Annotated in this window: 19 protein-coding genes and 3 riboswitches; of the genes, 1 reads left to right on the top strand and 18 read right to left on the bottom strand. The window is 49.2% G+C overall.

Annotated features, from left to right (window positions below):
* Nucleotides 1-14: 14 nt before the first annotated feature.
* From purN to EDD67_RS08795, 18 genes are all read right to left on the bottom strand, one after another.
* The gene (purN, locus tag EDD67_RS08880) at nt 15-581 is read right to left on the bottom strand and encodes a phosphoribosylglycinamide formyltransferase (RefSeq protein ID WP_121440359.1); all 567 of its coding nucleotides are present in this window, start codon (nt 579-581) and stop codon (nt 15-17) included.
* Nucleotides 578-1618, bottom strand: coding sequence for a phosphoribosylformylglycinamidine cyclo-ligase (gene purM, locus EDD67_RS08875; RefSeq protein ID WP_121440358.1), 1041 nt, complete (start codon nt 1616-1618; stop codon nt 578-580). Before purM ends, purN begins: the two co-directional genes overlap by 4 nt.
* 1 nt (nt 1619) lies before the next feature.
* Nucleotides 1620-3044, bottom strand: a complete 1425-nt coding sequence (gene purF / locus EDD67_RS08870; protein WP_093074102.1) for an amidophosphoribosyltransferase — start codon at nt 3042-3044, stop codon at nt 1620-1622.
* Nucleotides 3020-5254, bottom strand: a complete 2235-nt coding sequence (gene purL, locus EDD67_RS08865) for a phosphoribosylformylglycinamidine synthase subunit PurL (protein ID WP_121440357.1) — start codon at nt 5252-5254, stop codon at nt 3020-3022. The genes purF and purL overlap by 25 nt, the downstream gene beginning before the upstream one ends.
* Nucleotides 5238-5921 carry a phosphoribosylformylglycinamidine synthase subunit PurQ gene (gene purQ, locus EDD67_RS08860; protein WP_093074098.1) on the bottom strand — a complete coding sequence of 228 codons (684 nt, stop codon included), beginning with the start codon at nt 5919-5921 and terminating at the stop codon, nt 5238-5240. The genes purL and purQ overlap by 17 nt, the downstream gene beginning before the upstream one ends.
* Entirely contained in the window at nt 5918-6175 is a 258-nt protein-coding gene (gene purS / locus EDD67_RS08855) for a phosphoribosylformylglycinamidine synthase subunit PurS (RefSeq protein WP_121440356.1), read from the bottom strand. The genes purQ and purS overlap by 4 nt, the downstream gene beginning before the upstream one ends.
* The gene (gene purC / locus EDD67_RS08850) at nt 6165-6887 is read right to left on the bottom strand and encodes a phosphoribosylaminoimidazolesuccinocarboxamide synthase (RefSeq protein WP_121440355.1); all 723 of its coding nucleotides are present in this window, start codon (nt 6885-6887) and stop codon (nt 6165-6167) included. Before purC ends, purS begins: the two co-directional genes overlap by 11 nt.
* Nucleotides 6888-6936: 49 nt before the next feature.
* Complete coding sequence (gene purB, locus EDD67_RS08845; protein ID WP_093074092.1) at nt 6937-8238, bottom strand: adenylosuccinate lyase; 1302 nt, start codon at nt 8236-8238, stop codon at nt 6937-6939.
* A 21-nt stretch (nt 8239-8259) separates the two neighbouring features.
* Nucleotides 8260-9396 carry a 5-(carboxyamino)imidazole ribonucleotide synthase gene (purK, locus tag EDD67_RS08840; RefSeq protein ID WP_121440354.1) on the bottom strand — a complete coding sequence of 379 codons (1137 nt, stop codon included), beginning with the start codon at nt 9394-9396 and terminating at the stop codon, nt 8260-8262.
* Entirely contained in the window at nt 9393-9878 is a 486-nt protein-coding gene (gene purE / locus EDD67_RS08835; protein WP_093074088.1) for a 5-(carboxyamino)imidazole ribonucleotide mutase, read from the bottom strand. The genes purK and purE overlap by 4 nt, the downstream gene beginning before the upstream one ends.
* A gap of 176 nt (nt 9879-10054) precedes the next feature.
* A riboswitch (purine riboswitch) is annotated at nt 10055-10155 on the bottom strand.
* A gap of 80 nt (nt 10156-10235) precedes the next feature.
* Nucleotides 10236-10442, bottom strand: a complete 207-nt coding sequence (locus EDD67_RS08830; RefSeq protein ID WP_121440353.1) for an NETI motif-containing protein — start codon at nt 10440-10442, stop codon at nt 10236-10238.
* A gap of 128 nt (nt 10443-10570) precedes the next feature.
* Nucleotides 10571-12607 carry an ATP-dependent Clp protease ATP-binding subunit gene (locus EDD67_RS08825; RefSeq protein WP_121440352.1) on the bottom strand — a complete coding sequence of 679 codons (2037 nt, stop codon included), beginning with the start codon at nt 12605-12607 and terminating at the stop codon, nt 10571-10573.
* 263 nt (nt 12608-12870) lie between these two features.
* Entirely contained in the window at nt 12871-13107 is a 237-nt protein-coding gene (locus EDD67_RS08820; protein WP_123875794.1) for a hypothetical protein, read from the bottom strand.
* Nucleotides 13108-13200: 93 nt separating this feature from the next.
* Complete coding sequence (locus EDD67_RS08815) at nt 13201-14514, bottom strand: NCS2 family permease (RefSeq protein WP_093073438.1); 1314 nt, start codon at nt 14512-14514, stop codon at nt 13201-13203.
* 117 nt (nt 14515-14631) lie between these two features.
* A riboswitch (purine riboswitch) is annotated at nt 14632-14733 on the bottom strand.
* Between the two features lie 78 nt (nt 14734-14811).
* Nucleotides 14812-16350 (bottom strand): glutamine-hydrolyzing GMP synthase, encoded by a 1539-nt coding sequence (guaA, locus tag EDD67_RS08810; RefSeq protein ID WP_121440351.1) that lies wholly within the window; start codon nt 16348-16350, stop codon nt 14812-14814.
* Nucleotides 16351-16464: 114 nt separating this feature from the next.
* Nucleotides 16465-16566: riboswitch (purine riboswitch) on the bottom strand.
* 39 nt (nt 16567-16605) lie between these two features.
* The gene (locus EDD67_RS08805) at nt 16606-18876 is read right to left on the bottom strand and encodes a transglutaminase TgpA family protein (protein ID WP_121440350.1); all 2271 of its coding nucleotides are present in this window, start codon (nt 18874-18876) and stop codon (nt 16606-16608) included.
* Nucleotides 18873-20138 carry a DUF58 domain-containing protein gene (locus EDD67_RS08800; RefSeq protein WP_162843801.1) on the bottom strand — a complete coding sequence of 422 codons (1266 nt, stop codon included), beginning with the start codon at nt 20136-20138 and terminating at the stop codon, nt 18873-18875. Before EDD67_RS08800 ends, EDD67_RS08805 begins: the two co-directional genes overlap by 4 nt.
* Nucleotides 20138-21103 (bottom strand): AAA family ATPase, encoded by a 966-nt coding sequence (locus tag EDD67_RS08795; protein WP_121440348.1) that lies wholly within the window; start codon nt 21101-21103, stop codon nt 20138-20140. Before EDD67_RS08795 ends, EDD67_RS08800 begins: the two co-directional genes overlap by 1 nt.
* A gap of 235 nt (nt 21104-21338) precedes the next feature.
* Between EDD67_RS08795 and EDD67_RS08790 the strand changes: the two genes are divergently transcribed.
* Nucleotides 21339-22748 carry a sodium/glutamate symporter gene (locus EDD67_RS08790; RefSeq protein WP_121440347.1) on the top strand — a complete coding sequence of 470 codons (1410 nt, stop codon included), beginning with the start codon at nt 21339-21341 and terminating at the stop codon, nt 22746-22748.
* The last annotated feature ends 57 nt before the right edge of the window (nt 22749-22805 follow it).

The following is a 22805-nucleotide window of genomic DNA, read 5'->3' as shown; positions in this document are numbered from 1 at the left end:
TTTCTCACACTCCTCTATTCTTCTTCAATGACACGGCGGATCACATCCGGATAAAGCCGGTGTTCGATCTGCTTAATCTTCTTTGACAGCGTGTCGTATGTATCTGTCTTCTCTATTCTAACAGGTTCTTGCTCAATAATTGGACCCGTATCCATCCCTTCGTCAACAAAATGGATCGTTACACCGGTTATCTTCACGCCGGCTTGAAAAGCCTGTCCGACGGCATCAAGTCCGGGAAAAGAGGGAAGCAAAGAAGGATGAATATTGATAATCCGCTTTTCAAAAGGAACGAGCAAAACCGGACTTAAAAGCCTCATGTAACCGGCTAAAACAAGCCATTCCGCCCCGTAACTGCGCAACGTTTGCAGCACTTCTCGTTCAAACGCTTCTTTTCCGCCCAAATCTTTCGGACGGGCAGAAAATGTCGGAACGCCCGCTTTCTCTGCCCGCGTCAAAACAAACGCTTCCGGATTGTCTGAGACAATCAGCACCGGTTCTGCCTTCATACAGTCTGTCTGACAGGCATCGAGCACGGCCTGAACATTGCTCCCGTCTCCCGAGGCAAACAAGGCTATTTTCATCGGTTCCACGTCCCTTCAAATTCGATTCCTTCTCCACGTTCTGTGCGCCCGATGATAACAGCCGTTTCACCCGATTGTTTTAATGTATCCAGCACCGTTTCACGATCTTTTTCAGCGACAGCCAGCACGATCCCGATCCCTGTGTTAAACGTTTCGCGTACGTCATCATCCGTTAAGTTCCCGGCTGTTTGCAGCCACTGCATAACCGCGGGAAGTTTCCAAGCTGATTCGTCAATCACCGCTTTCACCCCGTCAGGAAGCATACGCGGCACATTTTCAACGAGGCCGCCGCCGGTAATGTGTGCAGCTGCTTTTACCTGTTCGGTTCCGAAAAACGGTTTCAGCGCACCGGCGTAAATCGAGGTCGGTGTTAATAATGCTTCAGCGACCGTTATCTCTGCGTCCCACGGTGCCGGGTCATTCCAGGCAAGATTTTGCTCAGAAATAATTTTTCGCACGAGTGAAAAGCCGTTGCTGTGAAGCCCGGACGAACGCAGTCCAATCAATGCCTGCCCCGCTTCCACACGCTCCGGATGCCAAAGGTCTGGCTTTTCCGCCGCTCCGACAACAAAACCGGCAATATCATACTCATCCGCATCGTACATCCCGGGCATTTCCGCTGTTTCACCGCCGATCAATGTACAGCCTGCGTCGCGGCACCCGGAGGCGATTCCTGCGACAATCGCTTCGATCTGTTCAGGGTCAGCCTTGCCAAGTGCCAGATAATCGAGAAAAAACAGCGGCTCAGCGCCCTGAACGAGAATATCATTGACGCACATGGCGACAGCGTCGATTCCGACAGTGTCGTGTTGCCCCGCTTCTTTGGCGATCATAAGTTTTGTCCCGACACCGTCCGTCCCGGAAACTAACACCGGCTCTTTCATCTTCAAAGCTGAAAAGTCAAACATCCCGCCAAAACCGCCGAGACCGCCGATCACTTCGGGACGGGAGGTTGACTGAACGTGTTTTTTCATTCGCTTTACCGCTTCATACCCGGCTTCTACATCTACACCGGCAGATCGATATGCTTTAGACACATTATTTTCCCCCTAATACTTTATCATACGGGTGGTCGGTTTCCGGGTAAATTTCCGTCGGATAATCACCGGTGAAACAAGCCAGGCACTGTCCGCAATCTTCGTTGATCGGTCCGCGGCCGAGCCCTTCTTTCAAACCGTCTACGGATAAATAATACAGCGAGTCGGCGCCCATATCGTCACGGATTTCTTCGACGGTTTTTTCCGCCGCGGCAAGTTCTCCCTTCGTCGACGTATCAATCCCGTAAAAACAAGGATTGATAATCGGCGGTGAACTGATACGGACGTGCACCTCTTTCGCCCCTGCTTCCCGAAGCAGCTTCACGATTCTGCTTGCCGTCGTGCCGCGGACAATCGAATCATCAATCATAACGACGCGTTTTCCTTCGACGACACCGCGCACAGCGGACAATTTCATTTTCACACCTTGTTCGCGAAGTGCTTGCGACGGTTGAATAAACGTGCGGCCGACATAACGGTTTTTAATCAGACCGAGCTCATACGGGATGCCGGACTCTTCAGCGAAGCCAATCGCCGCAGAGATGCTCGAATCCGGAACGCCGGTGACGACGTCTGCTTCTACCGGCGCCTCGTTGGCGAGTACTTTCCCGAGGTTTTTTCGTGCATGATGAACGTTGATTCCTTCCACGTTGCTGTCCGGCCGGGAAAAATAAACGTACTCCATCGAGCAGATCGTCTTGCGGGTCGACGAAGAGAATGTCTCAATATGCATCCCGTTGTCATCCATGCGAATAAATTCACCGGGCTGCACGTCACGTACGTATTCCGCGCCGACAATATCAAACGCGCACGTTTCTGACGAGACGACATAGGCATCGCCGAGCTTGCCGATTGACAGCGGACGCAGACCGTTCGGGTCGAGCGCTACCATCATGCAATCTTCGACGAGAAACGCAAGCGCGTACGCGCCTTTTACCATCGATAACGCACTTTGAATCGAATCTTTCATCCCCGGATAGCCGCTTCGTTTCATCAAATGGGCAATCACTTCCGTGTCAGACGTCGTTTGAAAAATACTGCCCTGATGCTCCATTTGCCGCTTCAGCATGTTCGCGTTGACAATGTTGCCGTTATGGGCAAGCGCAATGCTTCCGGTTTGTGAATTGAACTGCAAAGGCTGACAGTTGATGAAGTCGCTCGTTCCCGCAGTTGTATAGCGGACATGACCGATTGCGCCGTCGCCGCTGAGCCGGTTCAATGTCTCCGCGTCAAACACATCATTTACCAGCCCCATGCCTTTATGAATCTTCAGGCGTTCCCGGTCGCTCGTAACAATTCCTGCTCCTTCTTGGCCGCGGTGCTGCAAACTGTGCAGGCCGTAATAAGTGATATGCGCCGCGTCAACATGTCCCCACACGCCAAAAACGCCGCATTCTTCGTTTAATCCTCTGATTTCAGGTAACATGGAATCGCACCTCTCCAAACGTTTTCTAGCTCTTGTACCGACCGGTTGATGAGCGGGGTGCCGTCATTGCCGCGAATCATACATTGCGGTGTTTCGGTGACACGTCCGATCATTTCCGCTTCAGGCACTAATTTTTCAAAGCGCTCGCGGTCTTCTTCACGGACTGTAATAATATAACGGGACGGGGTCTCGCTGAACAGCGACGCTGTAAGGCTTTCACTCTGCGTAAGCGTGACATCAACACCCAGCCCGCTGGAAAAGAGTTTTTCGGCCAATGCCGGAGCAAAGCCCCCTTCAGAAATATCGTGCGCTGATTGTACCGTCTGCTTGCGAATCGCTGTAAGCACCTTTGTTTGCCGCTCGGTTTCGGCTGCCAGATCGAACGTTGGCGCAGGTCCGTAAATTCGGCCTTCCGTCACTTTTTGCAGCTCGCTTCCGGCGAAATCATTGCCTGCTTTGCCGAGCGAATAAACCGCATCTCCAGCGTTTTTCACCGTCTGTGTCGTAATATGATCGAGCTTGTCAATTAAACCGACCATACCGACAACCGGAGTTGGATAAACCGCTCCTTTGGCCGTTTCGTTATACAATGAGACATTTCCGCCGACAACCGGGGTGTTCAGCGCCCGGCAAGCTTCGGACAAGCCGTCGGTGGAGCGCTCTAATTCCCAGTATATTTCCGGATTTTCCGGACTTCCGTAATTCAGGCAATCTGTTACCCCGAGCGGTTCCGCGCCGGAACAAACGAGGTTGCGCGCTGCTTCAGCAACAGCCATTTGTCCGCCGGTATACGGGTCGAGATACAAGAATCGTGAGTTCGCGTCCGTCGTCATCGCCAGCGCTTTATCCGTGCCTCTCATACGCAAGACAGCAGCGTCCGATCCCGGCTGCACAACCGTGTTTGTCTGCACCATATAGTCATACTGTTCGTAAACCCATTCCTTGCTTGCGATCGTCGGCTGCTGTAAAAGGGTAAGAAGTATTTCTTCCGGGTCTTCTGCGGTCAAATTCGGCTGACCGGCGGCTTGAAAAGCGCGAAACCGCTCAGGCTCAACAGAATCGGGATGATACACCGGCGCGTCTTCCGCCAATGAATCGACCGGGACATCAGCAACCGTATCACCTTGAAAGGAGAGCGTCATACGCTGATTGTCCGTTACTTCGCCAATCACCTTTGCTTGTAATCCCCAACGCTCAAACAAGTCGGTAAACTCTTTTTCGCTCCCTTGTTCAATCACTAGAAGCATACGCTCTTGCGATTCTGACAGCATCATTTCGTAAGGCGTCATTTTCTCTTCCCGCTGCGGTACATCATCAAGGTTTAAATGAATACCGCTGCCGGCTTTACTCGCCATTTCAGCTGAAGACGACGTCAGTCCGGCTGCGCCCATATCTTGAATGCCGACTAATTGCGGATGACGAACAGCCTCCAGGCAAGCTTCAATCAGCAGCTTCTCGGTAAAGGGATCGCCGACTTGCACTGACGGACGTTTCGACTCCGATTGTTCTGACAACTCTTCCGAAGCAAACGTCGCGCCGTGAATGCCGTCGCGACCGGTTCCTGCTCCGACATAAAGCACCGGGTTGCCTGTACCTTTGGCTATCCCCTGTTGCAAGTCGCTGTGATCAATTAAACCGACACACATCGCATTGACAAGCGGATTCCCTTCGTAACAGTCGTCAAATTGAACTTCGCCTCCGACAGTCGGAACCCCGACACAGTTGCCGTAACCGGCAATTCCTGACACGACACCTTCGAACAAATACTTGACGCGCGGGTTCGTTAATTCGCCAAACCGGAGCGAATTTAACAATGCTACCGGACGGGCGCCCATCGAAAAGATGTCGCGTAAAATTCCGCCGACCCCTGTCGCGGCTCCTTCATAAGGTTCTATTGCTGACGGGTGATTATGGCTTTCCATTTTAAAAACAGCAGCTTGATTGTCGCCGATATCAATCACTCCGGCGCCTTCGCCCGGCCCTTGCAAAACCCGATCACCTTCAACCGGGAACTTTTTCAAAACGGCTTTCGAATGTTTGTAACTGCAATGCTCTGACCACATAACAGAGAAGAGACCGAGCTCGGTATAATTCGGGAGGCGGTTTAATATCGTTTGAATGCGGCTGAATTCATCTTCTGTCACACCCATGTCGAGATACAGTTTATCCGTTTCAATCGTCTTGGGTGTTATTTCATCGATGTACGGCATGTGTTTCCCTCCAGTTGGCAACGATGGATCGAAAAAGCGGAAGGCCGTCGGCGGAACCGAGCAGTGTATCGACTGCCCGCTCCGGGTGCGGCATCATCCCGAGAACATTTCCGGATTCATTCAATATGCCGGCAATATTTGCTTTTGAACCGTTCAAATCATCTGTATACGTGAAGACAATCCGGCCGTTTTCTTTTAAAATCCGGTAATCTTCATCGCTGCAATAATAATTCCCGTCGCCGTGAGCTACCGGAACTGTGATCATTTCGCCTTGCTTGTATTCCGATGTAAACATCGTCGCGTTTTCTTCCGTCCGAAGCGTCACCGGCTTGCAAATAAACTTCAGCCCTTTGTTACGGCGCATAGCCCCCGGCAACAGTCCGGCTTCTAAAAGCACTTGAAACCCGTTACAAACACCGAGAACAGGCTTGCCTGCTGCAGCTGCTTTTTTCACGGCTTCCATCACCGGCGAAAATTGGGCGATCGCTCCGGAGCGCAAGTAATCGCCGTAAGAAAAACCGCCCGGAAGCAGCACCGCATCAAACCTGTCGAGCGATGTTTCGTCATGAAACACATACTCTGCTTCTTCACCGAGTTCATTTTTGACAGCATAATACATATCTTTATCGCAGTTTGAACCGGGAAACACGATCACCGCAAACTTCATACGGACAGCGCCTCCTCAATCGTGTACTCGTAATCTTCAATAACAGGATTGGCAAGCAGTTTCTCACACATCTCCCGAACGTCACTTTCAACCTTTTCCGGTTCACTCTCCATGCGAATATCCATCTTTTTGCCGATGCGGACATTTTGTACGCCGTCATACCCTAAGCGGGTAAGCGATGTCTGTACGGCGTTTCCTTGCGGATCAAGCACGCCCTCTTTCAATGTTACAAACACTTGAATATCATACGTCATTTGTCAGCCCTCCAAGCCGTGAAAAAATCGTTTCGTATGCCGCCTGTAAATTTCCGCCGTCAAAACGGAACAAATCTTTGTCGAGCGAGTCGCCGGTCTTTGCATCCCAGAGCCGGCACGTGTCCGGCGAGATTTCATCCGCTAAAATAATCCGTCCGCTGTGATCGCGGCCGAATTCCAGTTTGAAGTCAACAAGAATAAGCCCGGCGTTTTGAAACAGTTCGATTAACGCGGTGTTGCACCGCAAGGCGAGCGCCTTCATTTCCGTCAGTTCATCCGCAGCGGCCGCCCCTAAAACGCGGATATGCTCTTCATTAATGAGCGGATCACCTAAGTTGTCATCTTTTAAATACCATTCAATCACCGGCGGCGTCATGTCCTGCCCGCGTTCCAGGCCGAGCCGTTTGACTAAACTCCCCGCTGCTCGGTTTCGGACAACGACTTCAAGCGGAATCATCTCGGCTTTGCGGATGCGCTGCTCAGTTTGTGAAATCCGCTCAATAAAATGATTAGGAATCCCCAATTCATGAAGCTTGGCAAAAATCAGTGCGCTGATTTCATTATTCAGACGGCCTTTTCCGCTAAGCATCTCTTTCTTTTTCCCGTCAAAAGCGGTCGCATCATCTTTGTACTCGACATGGAGCGTGTCGTCGTTATCTGTGCGAAATACTTTCTTGGCTTTCCCTTCATACAGCAGTTCTGTTTTTTTCACCTTTTAAGCCCCTTTCGCAAATCTTTCAGCGGCATTCCGTTAAACCCGGTTACGTCTGTGTTAATCCGAGCCGTTCAAATATCGTGTCGACGTGCTGCAAATGATGGCGGTAGTCAAAACAATCATCAAGCTCCTCTGCTGAAAGGCGCGAGGTAATCTCACCGTCATCTTCAACAAGCTTGCGAAATGCGATTCCTTTCTCCCATGCTTCCATCGCTTTCGGCTGCACGAGGTCGTATGCTTCTTCGCGTGTCATCCCTTTTTCAACAAGCGTTAACAGGACGCGCTGTGAATAAATCAATCCGTATGTTTTCGTCATGTTTGCCTGCATGTTTTCCGGGAAAACGGTCAATTTTTCCACAATCGAGCCAAAACGGTTCAGCATGTAATTAAGCGCAATCGTCGCATCAGGTAAAATAATCCGTTCCGCTGATGAATGGGAAATATCGCGCTCATGCCAAAGAGCGATGTTTTCATAGGCTGTTGTCACGTGGCCGCGCAGTACACGGGCGAGCCCTGTCATATTCTCTGAGCCGATCGGGTTGCGTTTATGCGGCATCGCTGAAGACCCTTTTTGTCCTTTCGCAAAAAACTCTTCTACTTCGCGCGTCTCGCTTTTTTGTAAATTTCGAATCTCTACGGCCATTTTTTCGATCGATGAAGCAATGAGTGACAACGTCGCGACGTAATGCGCATGGCGGTCGCGCTGGAGCGTTTGCGTTGAAATCGGCGCCGCTTGAAGGCCAAGACCTTCGCAAACATACGCTTCGATATCCGGATCAATATTCGCATACGTTCCGACAGCACCTGATAATTTTCCGGCGCGCACCGTTTCTTTCGCCTGACGAAACCGTTCGAGATTGCGGTTCATTTCTTCATACCAGAGAGCCATTTTCAAGCCGAACGTCGTCGGTTCAGCGTGAACGCCATGGGTCCTGCCCATCATCACCGTATATTTATGTTCGATTGCCTTCTCTTTCAAAATGGCGATGAAACGGAGCAAATCTTGTTCGATCAAGTCATTTGCCTGCTTTAACAAATAAGACAGCGCTGTATCCACAACATCAGTCGACGTCAAGCCGTAGTGAACCCATTTTCGTTCGCTCCCGAGCGTTTCTGATACGGCGCGTGTAAAGGCAACGACATCATGACGCGTTTCCTCTTCAATCTCTTGAATCCGCGCAACATCAAAGCCGGCATTTTCGCGGATTTTTCTTACATCGTCTTTGGGAATATGCCCTTTTTCTGCCCACGCTTCGCAAGCAAGAATTTCAACTTCCAGCCATGCTTGAAAACGGTTCTCTTCGGTCCAAATCGCGCCCATTTCCGGACGGGTATAACGTTCGATCATTGTATCGTCCTCCTGCTCTGATTACGTATCGTTTCGCCATATTCCTGATTGATCAAGCCGCTTTAACGTGCCGGCAACATCGTCGGTCAATACTGTGACATGGCCCATCTTTCTGCCTTGTTTTGCTTCGTCCTTGCCGTATTCATGCCAATGTCCGTCGGGAAACAGATCACGTTTTTCGCGCGCTTTTTGCACATGCTGGCCTAAAATATTCACCATTACTGCCGGTTTCAACAAGCCGGCCGGTCCGAGCGGCAAGCCGCAAATGGCGCGGATATGCTGCTCAAATTGCGACGTTTCACAGGCTTCAATCGTATAATGTCCGGAATTATGCGGCCGCGGCGCCAATTCATTGACATACAAAAAGCCGTCATCCGTGACAAACATTTCAACCGCCAGCGTTCCGATCAGATGAAAGGATTCCGCCAATAAAAGCGCCGTCTTTTTTGCATGATCGATGACTTTCGGCTCGAGTCTCGCCGGAACGATCGAGGTATGAAGAATCCCGTTTTTATGAATGTTTTCGGCAGGCGGAAAAGCAGCCGCCTCCCCCGCCGCTGTCCGGGTAACGACAACAGACACTTCCGCTTTGAACGGAATCCAGGCTTCGATCACAAACGGACGGCTCGCCTCCATCTCTGACCAAACTTCCGTTAAATCCGTCCGATCGGTAATCACCTGCTGACCTTTGCCGTCATAACCGCCGCGCGCCGTTTTCATGACACACGGCGTCCCCAATTCTTCAACGGCCTTTTGCAGCTCATCCGCCGTTTCAGCCGTTTTGTACGGCACGGTCGGAACGCCGAACGAACGGACCGCCTTTTTTTCTTGCCAGCGGTCTTGCGTTATCGCCAACAAGTCGCCCCCCTGCGGCAAGTACGTTTCCCATTCGAGCCACGAAGCAGTATCTGAGTCAATATTTTCGAATTCGTACGTTAAAACATCGCTCAAAGCGGCAAGCCGCGCCGCCCCGTTGCGGTCGGTATAATCTGCAATCACCTCTGTATCGGAGACTTGTGCGCACGGCGAATCTGCTTTCGGTTCGAGCGTCGCCGTTCTGTACCCCATCGCTTTTGCCGCAAGCGCCATCATCCGGCCGAGCTGTCCGCCGCCGAGAATACCGATCGTTTGTCCCGGTTCAATCCGTTGATCTGTCATTGCAACTCCCCCGTATTTAATACCTCGTCTCGTTTTGCTTCGCGGCGTGCTTCGATTTTGCTCGATAAATCATCATCAAACGCTGCCAACTGCGAAGCCGCAAGCAAAGCCGCATTGATCGCGCCTGCCTTGCCGATCGCGACAGTCGCCACTGGAACCCCTGCCGGCATTTGTACAATCGACAGAAGTGAATCCATCCCGTCAAGCGCCTTTGACTGCACAGGAACGCCGATGACTGGCAACACCGTTTTTGCCGCCACCATCCCGGGCAAATGCGCAGCCCCGCCGGCACCGGCAATAATCGTTTTGATTCCGCGTTCTTTCGCCGTTTCAGCATATTCAAACATGAGATCCGGTGTCCGGTGGGCTGAGACAACTTTTGTCTCATAGCTGACACCAAGTTCAGCAAGGGTTTCAGCCGTGTACCTCATCGTCTCCCAATCTGACGTACTCCCCATGATCACTCCAACTTTCAGCGTCATTTAACGATCTCCCTTCTCTTATCGAGCTGATTGTCAGTTTTTCTTTCAAAGCAAAAAAGGCGTGCCTGAATTCTCCACCATGAAAAATCATGAGGGATCATCAGACACGCCGGACAAAAATTTCCGCACAATGTTGATCTTCCTGGCCTATAAACACAGGAAACCGCAGAAAAAACGCATGCACGATCATCCCTCATAGTCCGCCGATTTACGGTCAGCAGGTAGAGACGTTCGGGCCGTATTCCCGACTTATATGAGGTATTATTGATCTGTTTATATTGTAGCAAGGTTTTGGCAAGCAGGTCAATTGAATTTCGAACATTATAGAGGTTTGTCAGCTTAAATGTTCGGATTTGACTAATCAGACTTCGGTTTTCCTTCAAAAATGATTTGCTGGTAGGCAATTTCAGTCTGCTTCCCGCCTTCGCTGTCGACTTCTTCCCATACTGGCTCTTCCATCCGCCGAACCGGGACAAAACCTTCGCTTTTCATTCGATTAAGACAGTCGTCAACGGTTTCATCGCGGCCGACTTTAAACGTCTGTTTCGTTTTCTTTTTCCCCATATTGCGATAGTCACCTTTCGTTTGGAATCTACTGTTATTATACGCCTTCCTCGCTGCAGAAGAAAGAGCAATCCCGCCGTCTATGCCGAAAGAAAAACCGCCCCGCCTGGGTTGGCGGGGCGGATAGCTTATTTTGCCGGTCGGACAGTCAGAGAGCCGTCTTCTGTATCGACATGAACAGATTCAAGGTCGGCATTTTCCAGCATTAAATCAACAAGCGGATCTTCGACATGCTCTTGAATCGTCCGGCGAAGCGGCCGGGCTCCGTATTTTTCATCATAACCGTGCTCTGCAAGCCAACGGTAGGCTTCTTCGCTGAACGTCAGCTCAATTCCCTGTTCACGGCTGTGTTCAGCTGCCTCTTTGACCATAAGCTTGGCAATTTTTACGAGCTCGTCTTGAGTCAATGTTCCGAACTCAACAACCCGGTCAACCCGGTTCAGAAATTCCGGTTTGAAATAGCCCTCAAGCGGCTTTGCATTTGTCGTCATTACAATAATCGTATCGTTAAAGCTGACCGTTCGGCCGTGACTGTCTGTCAAACGCCCATCTTCTAACACTTGCAAAAACATATGCTGCACGTCCGGATGAGCTTTTTCCATTTCATCTAAAAGAATAATCGAATACGGCCGGTGACGGACGCGTTCGGTCAGCTGTCCAGCTTCGTCGTGTCCAATATAGCCCGGCGGGGAGCCTATCAGTTTAGAGACGGTGTGCTTTTCCATATATTCACTCATATCAAGCCGGAGCATCGCTTCACGGTCGCCGAACATTTCTTCAGCCAGCGCGCGCGTCAGTTCGGTTTTTCCGACACCGGTTTGGCCGTGAAACATAAACGAAGCAATCGGACGCCCCTCCCGGCGAAATCCTGCTCTGCCGCGCCGAACGGCTTTGGACACTGCATCTACAGCTTCATCTTGGCCGATCACTCTGGCAGAAAGCCGCTCACTTAGGTGCTGGAGCTTTTCTTGTTCAGCTTGTTCCAGTTTTTGTACCGGGATACCGGTTTTTTGCTCGATGATCTGTTGAATATCTGCAACAGATACTGTCGTTTCTTCTGACTGACGATGATCTTTTGCTTCCGCTAACTGATCTTGAATTTGCAGTTCTTCTTGACGAAGCTTGGCAGCCTTTTCGTATTCTTCCTTTTCGGCTGCTTCGCGCTTCTCTTTTTCAATCGTTTTCAACCTTGCTTCTAAATCCTCGCGGTTTCCGCTTCCGTTTTGCAGATTTAGCCGCGCTCCGGAAACATCCATTAAATCAATCGCTTTGTCCGGCATGCGCCGGTCTTGAATATAACGGTGCGAAAGCCGCGCACAAGCTTCCAATGTTTCATCCGGATAAACGACACCGTGATACGCTTCATATTTGGGCGCCAAACCTTTAAGAATATCGATCATATCTTCGACTTTCGGTTCATGCACATGAACCGGCTCAAAACGGCGTTCCAGCGCTGCGTCTTTTTCAATTTTACGGTATTCATCCAAAGTTGTTGCACCGATCACCTGAATCTGCCCGCCGGCCAGCGCCGGTTTTAAAATGTTGCCCGCATCGGTTGATCCTTCTGTCTTGCCTGCATTGACGATTTGATGAATTTCATCAATAAATAAAATCACATCTTGGTCATCTTCAAGTTCTTTAACGATCTGCTTCATTTTTTCTTCAAACTGTCCGCGGTAACTCGTCCCTGACAGGAGTGAAGCGACATCGAGGGAAATAATCTGTTTGCCTTGCAGTTTCGCCGGCACATCATTTTCGCTGATTTTCAGCGCGAGCCCTTCGGCAATCGCCGTTTTCCCGACACCGGGTTCCCCGACTAATACAGGGTTGTTCTTGTTGCGCCGGTTCAATACTTCCGTCATTTGTTCAATTTCAACGTCCCGTCCGATGACCGGATCAATTAAGCCGCGCTTCGCCTGATCCGTGACATCCCTTCCGAATTGATCGAGCATGCGCTCATTTTGTTCTTCGTGAGCCGTTGCGCCCCCGTCTGGCGAAGATCCTCCCGGCACTCCACCAGGCTGCTGATTCATTTGCTGCGACTGCGCCTGCATCGACAGCTGTTCATAACAAGTCTGACATAGTTTTGCTGATTGTTCTTGACCATTTACTTGAACGCGCCATTGAATCGTTGCTTGGCGCTGTCCGCAATATTGACAAGTCATGACAATTCCTCCTTCTTTCTGTTTCGTTTTATGACTTCCTTACAGCCGACATTTAGTTTGACTTTGACTATCTTTGATCTTTTATAATTGTATTATAATACGAAGGTCAAAGATGGTCAAGGAATTATTTGATCTTTTTTGACCTTATAAATAAAAAAAAAGCACGGATGCTTTCCATCCGTGCTTTCAGATTGTAGACAAATTATTATTTTGACGTAAGCCACGCAGCCACTACCCTCCGCTTGCCCCGGGCAAGGACTCAGCTAGGATTCGGCGGTATCAGACCGCCGAATCCGGATCTTCGTCTCTTGCTTTCCCGGAGGCGTCGGAGGAGTGGATGCTTGGCTTTCTTTATTATGAATACCTCGATTCAAAGAAGGAGGATGACCCAGCATCCCGGCTTTTTCCTGCGGGATAGCGAGACAGACGAGACCCTGCAGGGCAAGCCCGAAGCGGCTCGGCGCTCGCCCGCGGAAAGAAGCCGGACGATGCGTAGTCATCCGTTCCTTTTAATAAGACATCGATCGATGTCATGACTTTGTCAACACTCTAAAAGCACGGATGTTTATCATCCGTGCTTTCCCGCTTGATATTTATTCACCGAGATATGCGAAGTAAAATATAAATACAAAGAATAAAATATACATTATCCAATGAACTTCTTTCGCGCGGCCCTTACTGACCATCGTGATCGGATACATGATAAACCCGAGCGCGATGCCGGTAGCGATACTGTACGTCAGCGGCATCGCAATAATCGTCAAAAAGGCGGGCACAGCGATTTCAAACTGTTTCCAATCGATATTCGCAAGCGACCTTGCCATAAGAACGCCGACGACGATCAGCGCCGGTGCCGTGACCGCTTCAGTTACGACGACAAGCAGCGGCGAAAATAACAGAGCGATTAAAAACAAAATCCCGGTCACAATCGAAGCAAATCCGGTTCTCGCACCGGCTGCAATACCCGCTGTCGATTCAATGTACGCCGTTGTTGTCGATGTGCCGAGCAAAGCGCCAATCGACGTCGCCGAGGAGTCTGATAAGAGCGCCCGCTGAGCGCGCGGCAGTTTGTCATTTTTAATAAAGCCGGCTTGATTCGCAACGGCATAAAGCGTCCCCGCTGTATCAAAAAAGTCGACGAACAAAAATGTCAAAATAACGATCAGTAAATTCAACGTGAATATTTCGCCAAGGCTTTGTTCGGCAAAAGGAGAAAACGCGGCTCCAAACGTCGGTTCCAAGCTTGGAATCGAACCGACGATTTGTTCAGGCACAGGCACGGTGCCAAAAATCATTCCGACAATCGCGGTAATGATCATCCCGTAAAAGATCCCGCCGCGCAAACCTACACTCATTAAAATCACGGTAATAACAACACCGAAAATGGCCAACAATGTAGACGGGACAGCGAGATCGCCGATTTCTACCAATGTCGCCTCAGAAGCCACGACAATCCCGGCATTTTGCATCCCGATAAAGGCGATAAACAAACCGATTCCGGCTCCTGCTGCAAACTTCAGTTCAGCCGGGATCGCATTAATTATAAATTCGCGAATTCCGACGACAGTAATAATGATAAAAATAATTCCAGATATAAACACGCCTAGAAGAGCCGTTTCCCAAGGAATTCCCATACCGATGACGACCGAGTAAGTAAAAAATGCATTCAAGCCCATTCCCGGGGCCAAAGCAATCGGATAGCGGGCGACCAGCCCCATGATCAGTGTTCCGAGCGCGGCGGCTAAAGCCGTCGCTACATATACCGCATCGGTATCCATGCCTGTCGGCTCAAGCACATTCGGATTGACGAATAATATATACGCCATTGCCAAAAACGTCGTGATTCCGCCGAGAGTTTCTTTCGTGTAACTTGTCCCTAACTCATCAAATTGAAAATAACGGTTCAATGACTTTTCACTCCTTATTCGCTCGTATTCAGTCATAAAAAAAGCTATGACCCAGCCGGGCCATAGCGCGAAGTTTCCAAAACAACAAACAAACTTGCCGAACAGGCCTCTGCTCAGCTGAGTTTGTTTATTGTTCGTAGTCGGGCCGTTATCGGCGGCCCGGTAGAAACGATCGATCCATATTACCGACATTATACGAACATTCTGATTAAATTATGCTGTCATTTTAGCAACGTGTCGAACTGACGTCAAGCTAAAAACGAACATTAAAAATAAATTTCTGAAAATCATTCGGTTTTATTCCCATTCAATCGTACTCGGCGGTTTCGACGTGATATCGTAGACGACTCGGTTTACATTTTGAACTTCATTAACTATCCGAGTGGAAATCCGTTCTAATACTTCATGCGGAATCCGCGCCCAATCTGAAGTCATCCCGTCAACGGATGTGACGGCTCTGACGCCGACCGTGTAATCGTACGTCCGTTCATCACCCATAACTCCAACGCTGCGCATATCCGGCAGCGCTGTGAAGTATTGCCAAATAACTTTGTCTAATTCGGCTTTTTTAATTTCATCACGTAAAATCGCATCCGATTCACGAACGATCTCCAGCTTTTCTTCGGTGATCTCGCCTAAAACCCGAATCCCGAGACCCGGACCGGGGAATGGCTGACGCCAAACGATATCATGCGGCAAGCCGAGCTCAGTGCCGACTTCACGCACCTCATCTTTAAACAGCGTATTTAACGGTTCAATTAAGTCAAACGACATTTTTTCCGGCAGTCCGCCGACATTATGATGTGATTTGATCGTCTGCGCTGTGTCAGTGCCGCTTTCAATCACGTCGGTATAAAGCGTCCCTTGCGCGAGGAAATCGACGTCATCCAGCTGCGACGTTTCTTCTTCAAACACGTAAATAAATTCGTTCCCGATAATTTTCCGCTTCTCTTCTGGGTCGCTTACTCCCGCTAATTTCGAAAGAAACCGTTCTTGAGCATCGATTTTGATCAAATTCATATCAAATTCGTCGCCGAATGTTTTCACAACGCTGTCGGCTTCATTTTTTCGCAACAGCCCGTGATCAATAAACATGCAAATGAGCTGATCGCCGATCGCTTCGTGCAGAAGAGCAGCGACAACCGAGGAGTCCACACCGCCGCTTAAGGCACAAAGCACCTTGCTGTTGCCGACTGCTTGACGGATTTTTTCTGTTTCAATTTCGATAAACTGCTCCATTGACCAATTGCCTTCTGCCTTACAAACATCGTAAATAAAGTGGTGAAGCATATCATTGCCGTAATCGGTATGCTGTACTTCCGGGTGGAACTGCACCCCGTAAATCCCGCGTCCCCGGTCACTCATCGCTGCCACTGGACAGGAGACGTTCACCGCGTCAACCTGAAAACCGGCCGGAGGCGCTGTCACTAAATCACCATGACTCATCCAGACCGACTGCGTTTTCGGCAGATCGCCAAAAAAGTCTGAGTCATTGACAATCTCCAATTGCGCTTTCCCGTATTCACGGTGATTGGCCTTTTCGACTTTACCGTTAAGATGATGTGTCAATAGCTGCATGCCATAACAAATTCCTAATATCGGAACACCTAATTCCAAAATCTTTGGATCGAGCTGCGGTGCGCCATCCGCATAAACACTTCCGGGACCGCCGGAAAGAATGATTCCTTGGGGATTCATTTCTTGCACTTCTTCGGCAGTAATTTTGTGGCTGACCAATTCACTGAATACGCCGAGATCACGAATTCGCCGGGTAATAAGCTGATTGTATTGACCGCCAAAATCGAGCACGATAATGCGTTCATTTAATTCTTCCATCTTCATAACTCCTCAATCGATATTTCAGCTTGTGTGCTGATAACAAAAAACGGAATTTCGCTTCGCAAACCTCAAAAGGATATACGAAGGCGAAATTCCGTTTATACGTTTATAAACGTCACGTTCCGCCTTCATAGTCAGGTTATTTTCGGTAACCCGGTAGAGACTCTCAGGCCGTATTCCCGAGGATATATGAAGCTCTATTTTCGCTATTCTTACTCATGAATGATATCTTACCAACTCGTATCTTGCCGGTCAATTGATTTTTTCCATCATAAATTCCCACCGGTCTTTATTGGACAGCCAATCATCGTCAGTCGTCACCCCGCCGTAATAACGGCGTTCATATACTTCTGTCAGCTTGGTCATCTCCGAAGTCCGAAACACCTTGTCAATCCGGTGTGCGTATTCCCGCAGGGTTTCATCTGAACGTTTGGGATAGCCGCGGTCGCCGATAAGCCAGAGGAGACGGCTGTATGCTGCATCGAATGTTTTATCTTGCTTAAAAACAGAATAGTATTGCATGTATACTCGCCGCAAAATCCGGTGTTTATTCACGTACATCCCGATGCTCAAAATCACCACGGCAAGCGTGATCATAATCAGCTCGGTAAATCCGGTTCCCGCAAAACGATCAACCGCTGCACCGATTCCTTCAGCACCTTCTCGCTCATTGTCAGCGGTATCTTCATTTAAAAACGGATCGTTTTCTTGTTCTCCAGGCTGCTCGTCATTTTCATCTTCCGTGTCATCAATATCAATGTCGAAATCCTCTTCAAAATCCGCATAGTTATCAAAACCTTGCGTCGGCTCAAACGGAATCCAGCCGACTTCAGGAAAATAAACCTCCACCCATGAGTGAGCGTTGGCATTTGTGACTTCATAACGATTCATATCTTCGCCGTTCTCAATTTCTTCACCCGCTGTGAACCCCTTCACCCAACGGGCGGGAATATCAGCAGCACGAAGCAAGACGACCATCGCTGTCGAATAATTATCGCAATACCCTTCTTGCGTTTCAAATAAAAACTGATCGACATAGTCCTCATCTTCTCCAGGCACGGCGACGTCTTCCGTAACATAATCAAAATCGGGGCCGTGCAAATGGTCTTCCACAGCAACCGCCCGATCGTAGCGGTTATCTTCATCCTCGGTCAATTCAGCTGCGAGATCAATCACCCGCTCCGGCAAGTCATCCGGAAGCTGTAAGTACCGGCCGGTAATGCCGTCGGGGTCATCTTCTGACAGTTCACGGAGTTCATGAATCGGAAAGGTCACATCCATATAATCCAACGTGTAATTTTGCAAATGTGCATCTGCACCGGCCGAAGACGCATTAATCCGGCCGTTGAGCCGATCGGTCTGAAAATCGAGATCGTTGCCGCTGATCGTTTCACCGCCGGTCTCAGCTGTGATATTGCCGATCTCGGCATTTAAGAGCTGACCCGGGTAAAAAAGATGCGAAAACTCAGCCTCATCAGCCATGGCAATCTCTGCAGATCGACGGGAAACGTCTTCTTCATCAATAAAATCCGGCGGTTCAATAAAATCATATAAATAGTAATCAATTTGCCCTTCTGCACCGTAAGTCAGGCTGTCGCGAAAATCTTCATTCGATGTTTCCCAGCCCCGTCCTGTATACACATCTTTCGTTTCGCCTCGCCAATAGACAGGTTCTTCTGCTAACGCTTCAAACACAGGGCCTTCATCTTGAATAAAACCGCCGCCGAGTTCTTCATCATTATCGCCGTATCCGACACGGCTGACTGTTTCGCTTCCCCCATCACCGGTAACAAATGCCTGCATGGAAGGAACGGGGTCATCCCATTGCGGCTCCGGTTTCGGTGCGAACATTCCGACCGCTACCGCAGCCGTTGCCATAATAATCAAGGTATACAGCCAAGCAGCCGGCACGAACGTTTTGCTTCGCCGTCCAATCATCTGTTCTTCTTCTTGAATGCCTGACAAATGAAGCAGGGTGATCATAAAAAAGCCAATCACGACAATACGGACAACCGCCTGTGAAGCATCAGCCTCCGTAAACGTATCGAGGACCGTAATATAAACAATTGTCGCAAGTAAAAAAAAGAAAACCCGCCTCGTTTGAAACACCCAATAATAAAGCAAATACGTGATCAGTGAAATCAGTACAAACAATAAAAAGGTCCGGAAAAAGTTCGTTAAGCCGGAAAAGTCGCCGCCCCATATGACGGAAGCGTTCTGACGAAATTCTTCGATAAACCGCCAAATAACAGCGCTCGCACCTTCGCGGGAAAACAACGTCCCTTCGCCGAATAATTCATGCAGCCCCCATAAGCTGAAAAGAAACAACAGCGGCAGCATTACATAAAGCGGTATTCGCAAATAGATGAGCGCGGCCGAAACAAACGCGAATGCTACAAACCAGCCGATTTCCGCTGTATCTGTTACGATCGGAATCGGACGAAGCCACTCCCAGAGAATAAACAGCGCCAAAATATAAACAAACAGGTGTAACAGCGAATAACTGATTACGCCGCGATTCATTCTACCCGCCCCTTTTCACGATCGTTCTGCCGAAAAACAGGAGCTCCCGGAGCAAGACGGTATACCTCAACCCCTGATTGTCGCAACCCTTTTAGCCCCGCTTCTTCTTTCTCGTTTAATCCGCTCTCTCTTTCTGCGATAAAAAAATAAATCGACAGCCGGCGTTGATGGAGCCGATTGACTTGTTCAATGACTGCATCGGTCAGCTCGGCAGAAATAAATAAAATGATCTCGCCGCCGGCACTGAAAGGTCCGTCGCGAAAAAGACTCGGCAAAGAATCAGACGGCTGTTGCGGTTCAATTTGGGCCAGATGTTTTATCAGCTTTGTCTGCTGCTTTTCCCCCGCATCGATACTGAAATAATCCCCCTGAGCATCAAGCGTTGTCAGACCGACTTTGAGCTGGTGTTTATAACAGTGCATCACAAAAGAGGCTGCAAGCTCAATCCCCCGTTCATATGCTTCTTCTTGAGCAAAGGATTGCTCTCTCAGCTGATTGTTTAAAAGAATCATAAATTGCTGGTCTGTATGTTCTTCAAACTCTTTTGTCATGAGCTTTCCCGAACGGGCAGTCACTTTCCAATCAATGCTTGTCAGTTTGTCGCCCGGAACATATTCGCGCGCACCGGCGATGGATGTCCGGTCCTCGACAAACTCTTGTCTGGAGCGAGACGTTTCTTCCGCTGTTTTTTCAAAAACCGACCAGTGATTCAGTTCATAATAACCCGGGAAAACAAGCAAAAGCGCCGGCTGACTGATGAATTTTCGTTTTCTGAACATCCCGAAAAAATCACTCGTAGCAAAATACGTTCCGAGAAATTGGTATTCCCCGCGTTTAACTGCCGGAATCTCATACGTAAACTGCAGCGTCCGTTTAAAACCAGGATAAAAAATGATCCGTGTGCTGTTTGCCGGTGTCTGGTTTTGCAAACGGCTCTCCATTTTATCTTCAACGGCTAAATATAAAAACGGAAACGGGATCTTACGCCTGATTGTCAGCGTTACCTGGACATCCGTTCCCGCCGGAAGCGCATCGTTTCCCGCATCCCTTTCAACGGTAAGCGCGCCGAGCGGAACAGCTGCATAGAGGATCATCAAGATCATTAACGTTGTCACACTGTAAAATAGAAACCAGCTGACAAAGCCGCCTTGAAACATCGCATAGCTGTACAACCCTGCCAACACTGCGATGAACAAGAGCAGCTTGAACACCCGTTTCAACTGAAATAACAAACTCGCGATGCGGAACTTGGGCTTTATCATCATTTATCACCGAACGGCACGCTGATGTGTTCGATGATATCTTTGATCACACGCTCATTCGTCGTACTCGAAAGCTTCGCATCAGAATGAAGAATGATCCGGTGCTGCAAAACGTAAGGAGCAAGGTATTTCACATCATCAGGAATAATGTAAGATCTTCCTTGCACGTAAGCATAGGCTTGCGAGGCGCTCATTAATGCAATCGATGCCCGCGGACTGGCTCCAAGTGAAACATTGTGATGCTCTCTCGTCGCACTGACTAGATCAATGATATACTCTTTAACTTTCTCAGAAGCAGTTACTTCAGCCGCTTCTTTTTTCATCGCCAGAATATCTTCCAATGACAAAACCGGCTGAATGTTCTCAATCGGATGATGTTTTTCCACCCTGCCGAGCATATCTAATTCCTCCGATTTAGTTGGATAGCCGATCCGGAATTTAAATAAAAACCGATCCAGCTGGGCTTCAGGCAAAGGGTAAGTTCCGCTGTATTCGATCGGGTTTTGCGTCGCCATTACGAGAAACGGACTTTGGAGCATCCTTGTTTCGCCGTCAATCGTTACACTGCCTTCTTCCAACGCTTCCAAAAGGGCAGCTTGTGTTTTCGGAGACGTACGGTTAATTTCATCTGCTAAGACGATATGTGACATGACGGGGCCTTTACGAAATTGAAATTCCATTGTTTTTTGATTAAACACAGAAACCCCTGTCACATCTGACGGAAGAAGATCAGGTGTGAATTGAATCCGTTTAAAGTCGGCTCCGATTGATTTCGCCATCGCCCGTACAAGCATCGTTTTACCGACCCCGGGAACATCTTCTAAGAGCACATGACCGCCGCTTAAAAGAGCAACGATGCTCAATTCAATTTCACGTGTTTTTCCGACAACGACTGTCTCAATATTTGTGATCAGTTGATCAATTGCGGGATGAAGTGAAACGTGGTTTTGCTGATTCTCGCTCAATGGTTAGGCCTCCTCTGCTTTCCGTTTCAGACGAATAAAATCTTGCTTATTATCATATCATGAATGGGGACACTTTTACTTCCAACGGCTATTACGTATTGGAACGTTATATTTTTCTAACAAAACCATAGATTTCACATCATATTTCACATAAAAAACGATGACAGAATAATATTTTTCATCTATAATTTGACGGACGATTAGTGAACATTTCTATACATAAAGGAGGAGTTCGATGACTCCTGATCAAATTGGCTTTGCGTTTATTATTCTCGGATTTTTTCTTATTATCGGCAAGTGGATTCGTGTTTTTTCACCTTTGTTGCAGCAGCTCTTTCTGCCTTCATCGATTATCGCCGGACTGCTCGCACTCTTGGCCGGTCCCGAAGTGCTCGGAGCAATAGCTGAAACAGTTTTCTCCGCTGATCATGCTCTCGCGGAAGGTCTTATTCCTCCGAACGTGATCGAAGTTTGGTCGGCCCTGCCGGGGCTGTTAATCAGCATCGTTTTCGCCTCGCTGTTTTTAGGGACGACGCTTCCGAGTCTGAAAAAAGTCTGGTTTACCGGCGGTCCGCAAGTCGCGATGGGGCAAATGGTTTCCTGGGGACAGTACGTTATCGGTATTCTGCTTGTCCTGCTTATTCTAACACCGTTTTTCGGCACCAATCCGCTTGCAGGCGCGCTGATTGAAATCAGCTTCGTCGGCGGACACGGCACAGCCGCCGGACTGGGCGATACGTTTGCCGATCTCGGTTTCGCCGAGGGACAAGACCTCGCTGTCGGACTCGCGACGATCGGGATTCTCGGCGGTGTTATCATCGGTATCATCTTAATCAATTGGGGCGCGCGCACCGGCAGAGCTCCGTATGTCGGCGGCAAGGCGACGTTTTCCAGTAAAGGACGCAACGGGATCGTTGAACTGAACAACCGGTACTCAAGCGGCGAGATGACCACCCGCCCTGAATCTGTTGATCCGTTATCTCTTCACTTTGCCTATGTCGGACTAGCGATCGGCATCGGCTGGGTGCTCTTAGAAGCGCTCGTCTGGTTGGAAGATGCAACATACGGCGGGCAGACGGACGTGTATTTGTTTGAATACGTACCGCTTTTCCCGCTTGCCATGGTCGGCGGCATTATCGTCCAAGGCTTTTCTGACAAATTCGATAAATTCCGCGTGATTGATAAAGGCATGATTGACCGGATCGGCGGGTTCTCACTCGACGTTTTGATCGTCAGCGCGCTGGCGACGATCTCGGTTTCTGTTATTGGCGAAAACATTGTCGCGTTCTTGTCCTTGGCTGCCGTCGGGGTAGCCTGGAACGTCATTGCGTTTCTGTTTTTAGCGCCGAAAATGATCCCTGCCTACTGGTTTGAGCGGGGAATCGGTGATTTCGGCCAAGCGACCGGTATTGCTGCCACAGGGCTGCTCTTAATGAAAGTAGCCGACCCTGAAACCGATACCCCGGCGTTTGAAGGTTTCGGGTATAAACAGGTCCTTTTCGAACCGTTCGTCGGCGGAGGTTTGGTCACAGCAGCTTCCATGCCGCTGATCTTCCAGTTTGGCGCTGTGCCGTTTTTTATCGGTGCTCTTGTCATCACGCTGTTCTGGATGATTTTTGGAATGTTGTATTTTGGCCGAAAATGACTCACAAACCGGTTTGTCTCGTGAAAAGACAGACCGGTTTTTTCTTTTTTGCCATAA

The sequence above is a fragment of the Salisediminibacterium halotolerans genome (assembly GCF_003814815.1).
Taxonomy (GTDB): Bacteria; Bacillota; Bacilli; order Bacillales; family Salisediminibacteriaceae; genus Salisediminibacterium; species Salisediminibacterium halotolerans.
Note: the sequence above shows the minus strand (reverse complement) of the source record. Positions and strands in the feature narration are given on the sequence as shown.

What these genes read in the sequence shown, in the direction of transcription:
- EDD67_RS08820 (WP_123875794.1), bottom strand. Translation starts at nt 13,107, where the DNA reads ATGACTACGCATCGTCCGGCTTCTTTCCGCGGGCGAGCGCCGAGCCGC.
- purF (WP_093074102.1), bottom strand. Translation starts at nt 3,044, where the DNA reads ATGTTACCTGAAATCAGAGGATTAAACGAAGAATGCGGCGTTTTTGGC.
- purB (WP_093074092.1), bottom strand. Translation starts at nt 8,238, where the DNA reads ATGATCGAACGTTATACCCGTCCGGAAATGGGCGCGATTTGGACCGAA.
- purQ (WP_093074098.1), bottom strand. Translation starts at nt 5,921, where the DNA reads ATGAAGTTTGCGGTGATCGTGTTTCCCGGTTCAAACTGCGATAAAGAT.
- purE (WP_093074088.1), bottom strand. Translation starts at nt 9,878, where the DNA reads ATGACGCTGAAAGTTGGAGTGATCATGGGGAGTACGTCAGATTGGGAG.
- EDD67_RS08800 (WP_162843801.1), bottom strand. Translation starts at nt 20,138, where the DNA reads ATGATAAAGCCCAAGTTCCGCATCGCGAGTTTGTTATTTCAGTTGAAA.
- purN (WP_121440359.1), bottom strand. Translation starts at nt 581, where the DNA reads ATGAAAATAGCCTTGTTTGCCTCGGGAGACGGGAGCAATGTTCAGGCC.
- EDD67_RS08825 (WP_121440352.1), bottom strand. Translation starts at nt 12,607, where the DNA reads ATGACTTGTCAATATTGCGGACAGCGCCAAGCAACGATTCAATGGCGC.
- EDD67_RS08790 (WP_121440347.1), top strand. Translation starts at nt 21,339, where the DNA reads ATGACTCCTGATCAAATTGGCTTTGCGTTTATTATTCTCGGATTTTTT.
- purS (WP_121440356.1), bottom strand. Translation starts at nt 6,175, where the DNA reads ATGACGTATGATATTCAAGTGTTTGTAACATTGAAAGAGGGCGTGCTT.
- purL (WP_121440357.1), bottom strand. Translation starts at nt 5,254, where the DNA reads ATGCCGTACATCGATGAAATAACACCCAAGACGATTGAAACGGATAAA.
- guaA (WP_121440351.1), bottom strand. Translation starts at nt 16,350, where the DNA reads ATGGAAGAATTAAATGAACGCATTATCGTGCTCGATTTTGGCGGTCAA.
- EDD67_RS08830 (WP_121440353.1), bottom strand. Translation starts at nt 10,442, where the DNA reads ATGGGGAAAAAGAAAACGAAACAGACGTTTAAAGTCGGCCGCGATGAA.
- EDD67_RS08805 (WP_121440350.1), bottom strand. Translation starts at nt 18,876, where the DNA reads ATGAATCGCGGCGTAATCAGTTATTCGCTGTTACACCTGTTTGTTTAT.
- purK (WP_121440354.1), bottom strand. Translation starts at nt 9,396, where the DNA reads ATGACAGATCAACGGATTGAACCGGGACAAACGATCGGTATTCTCGGC.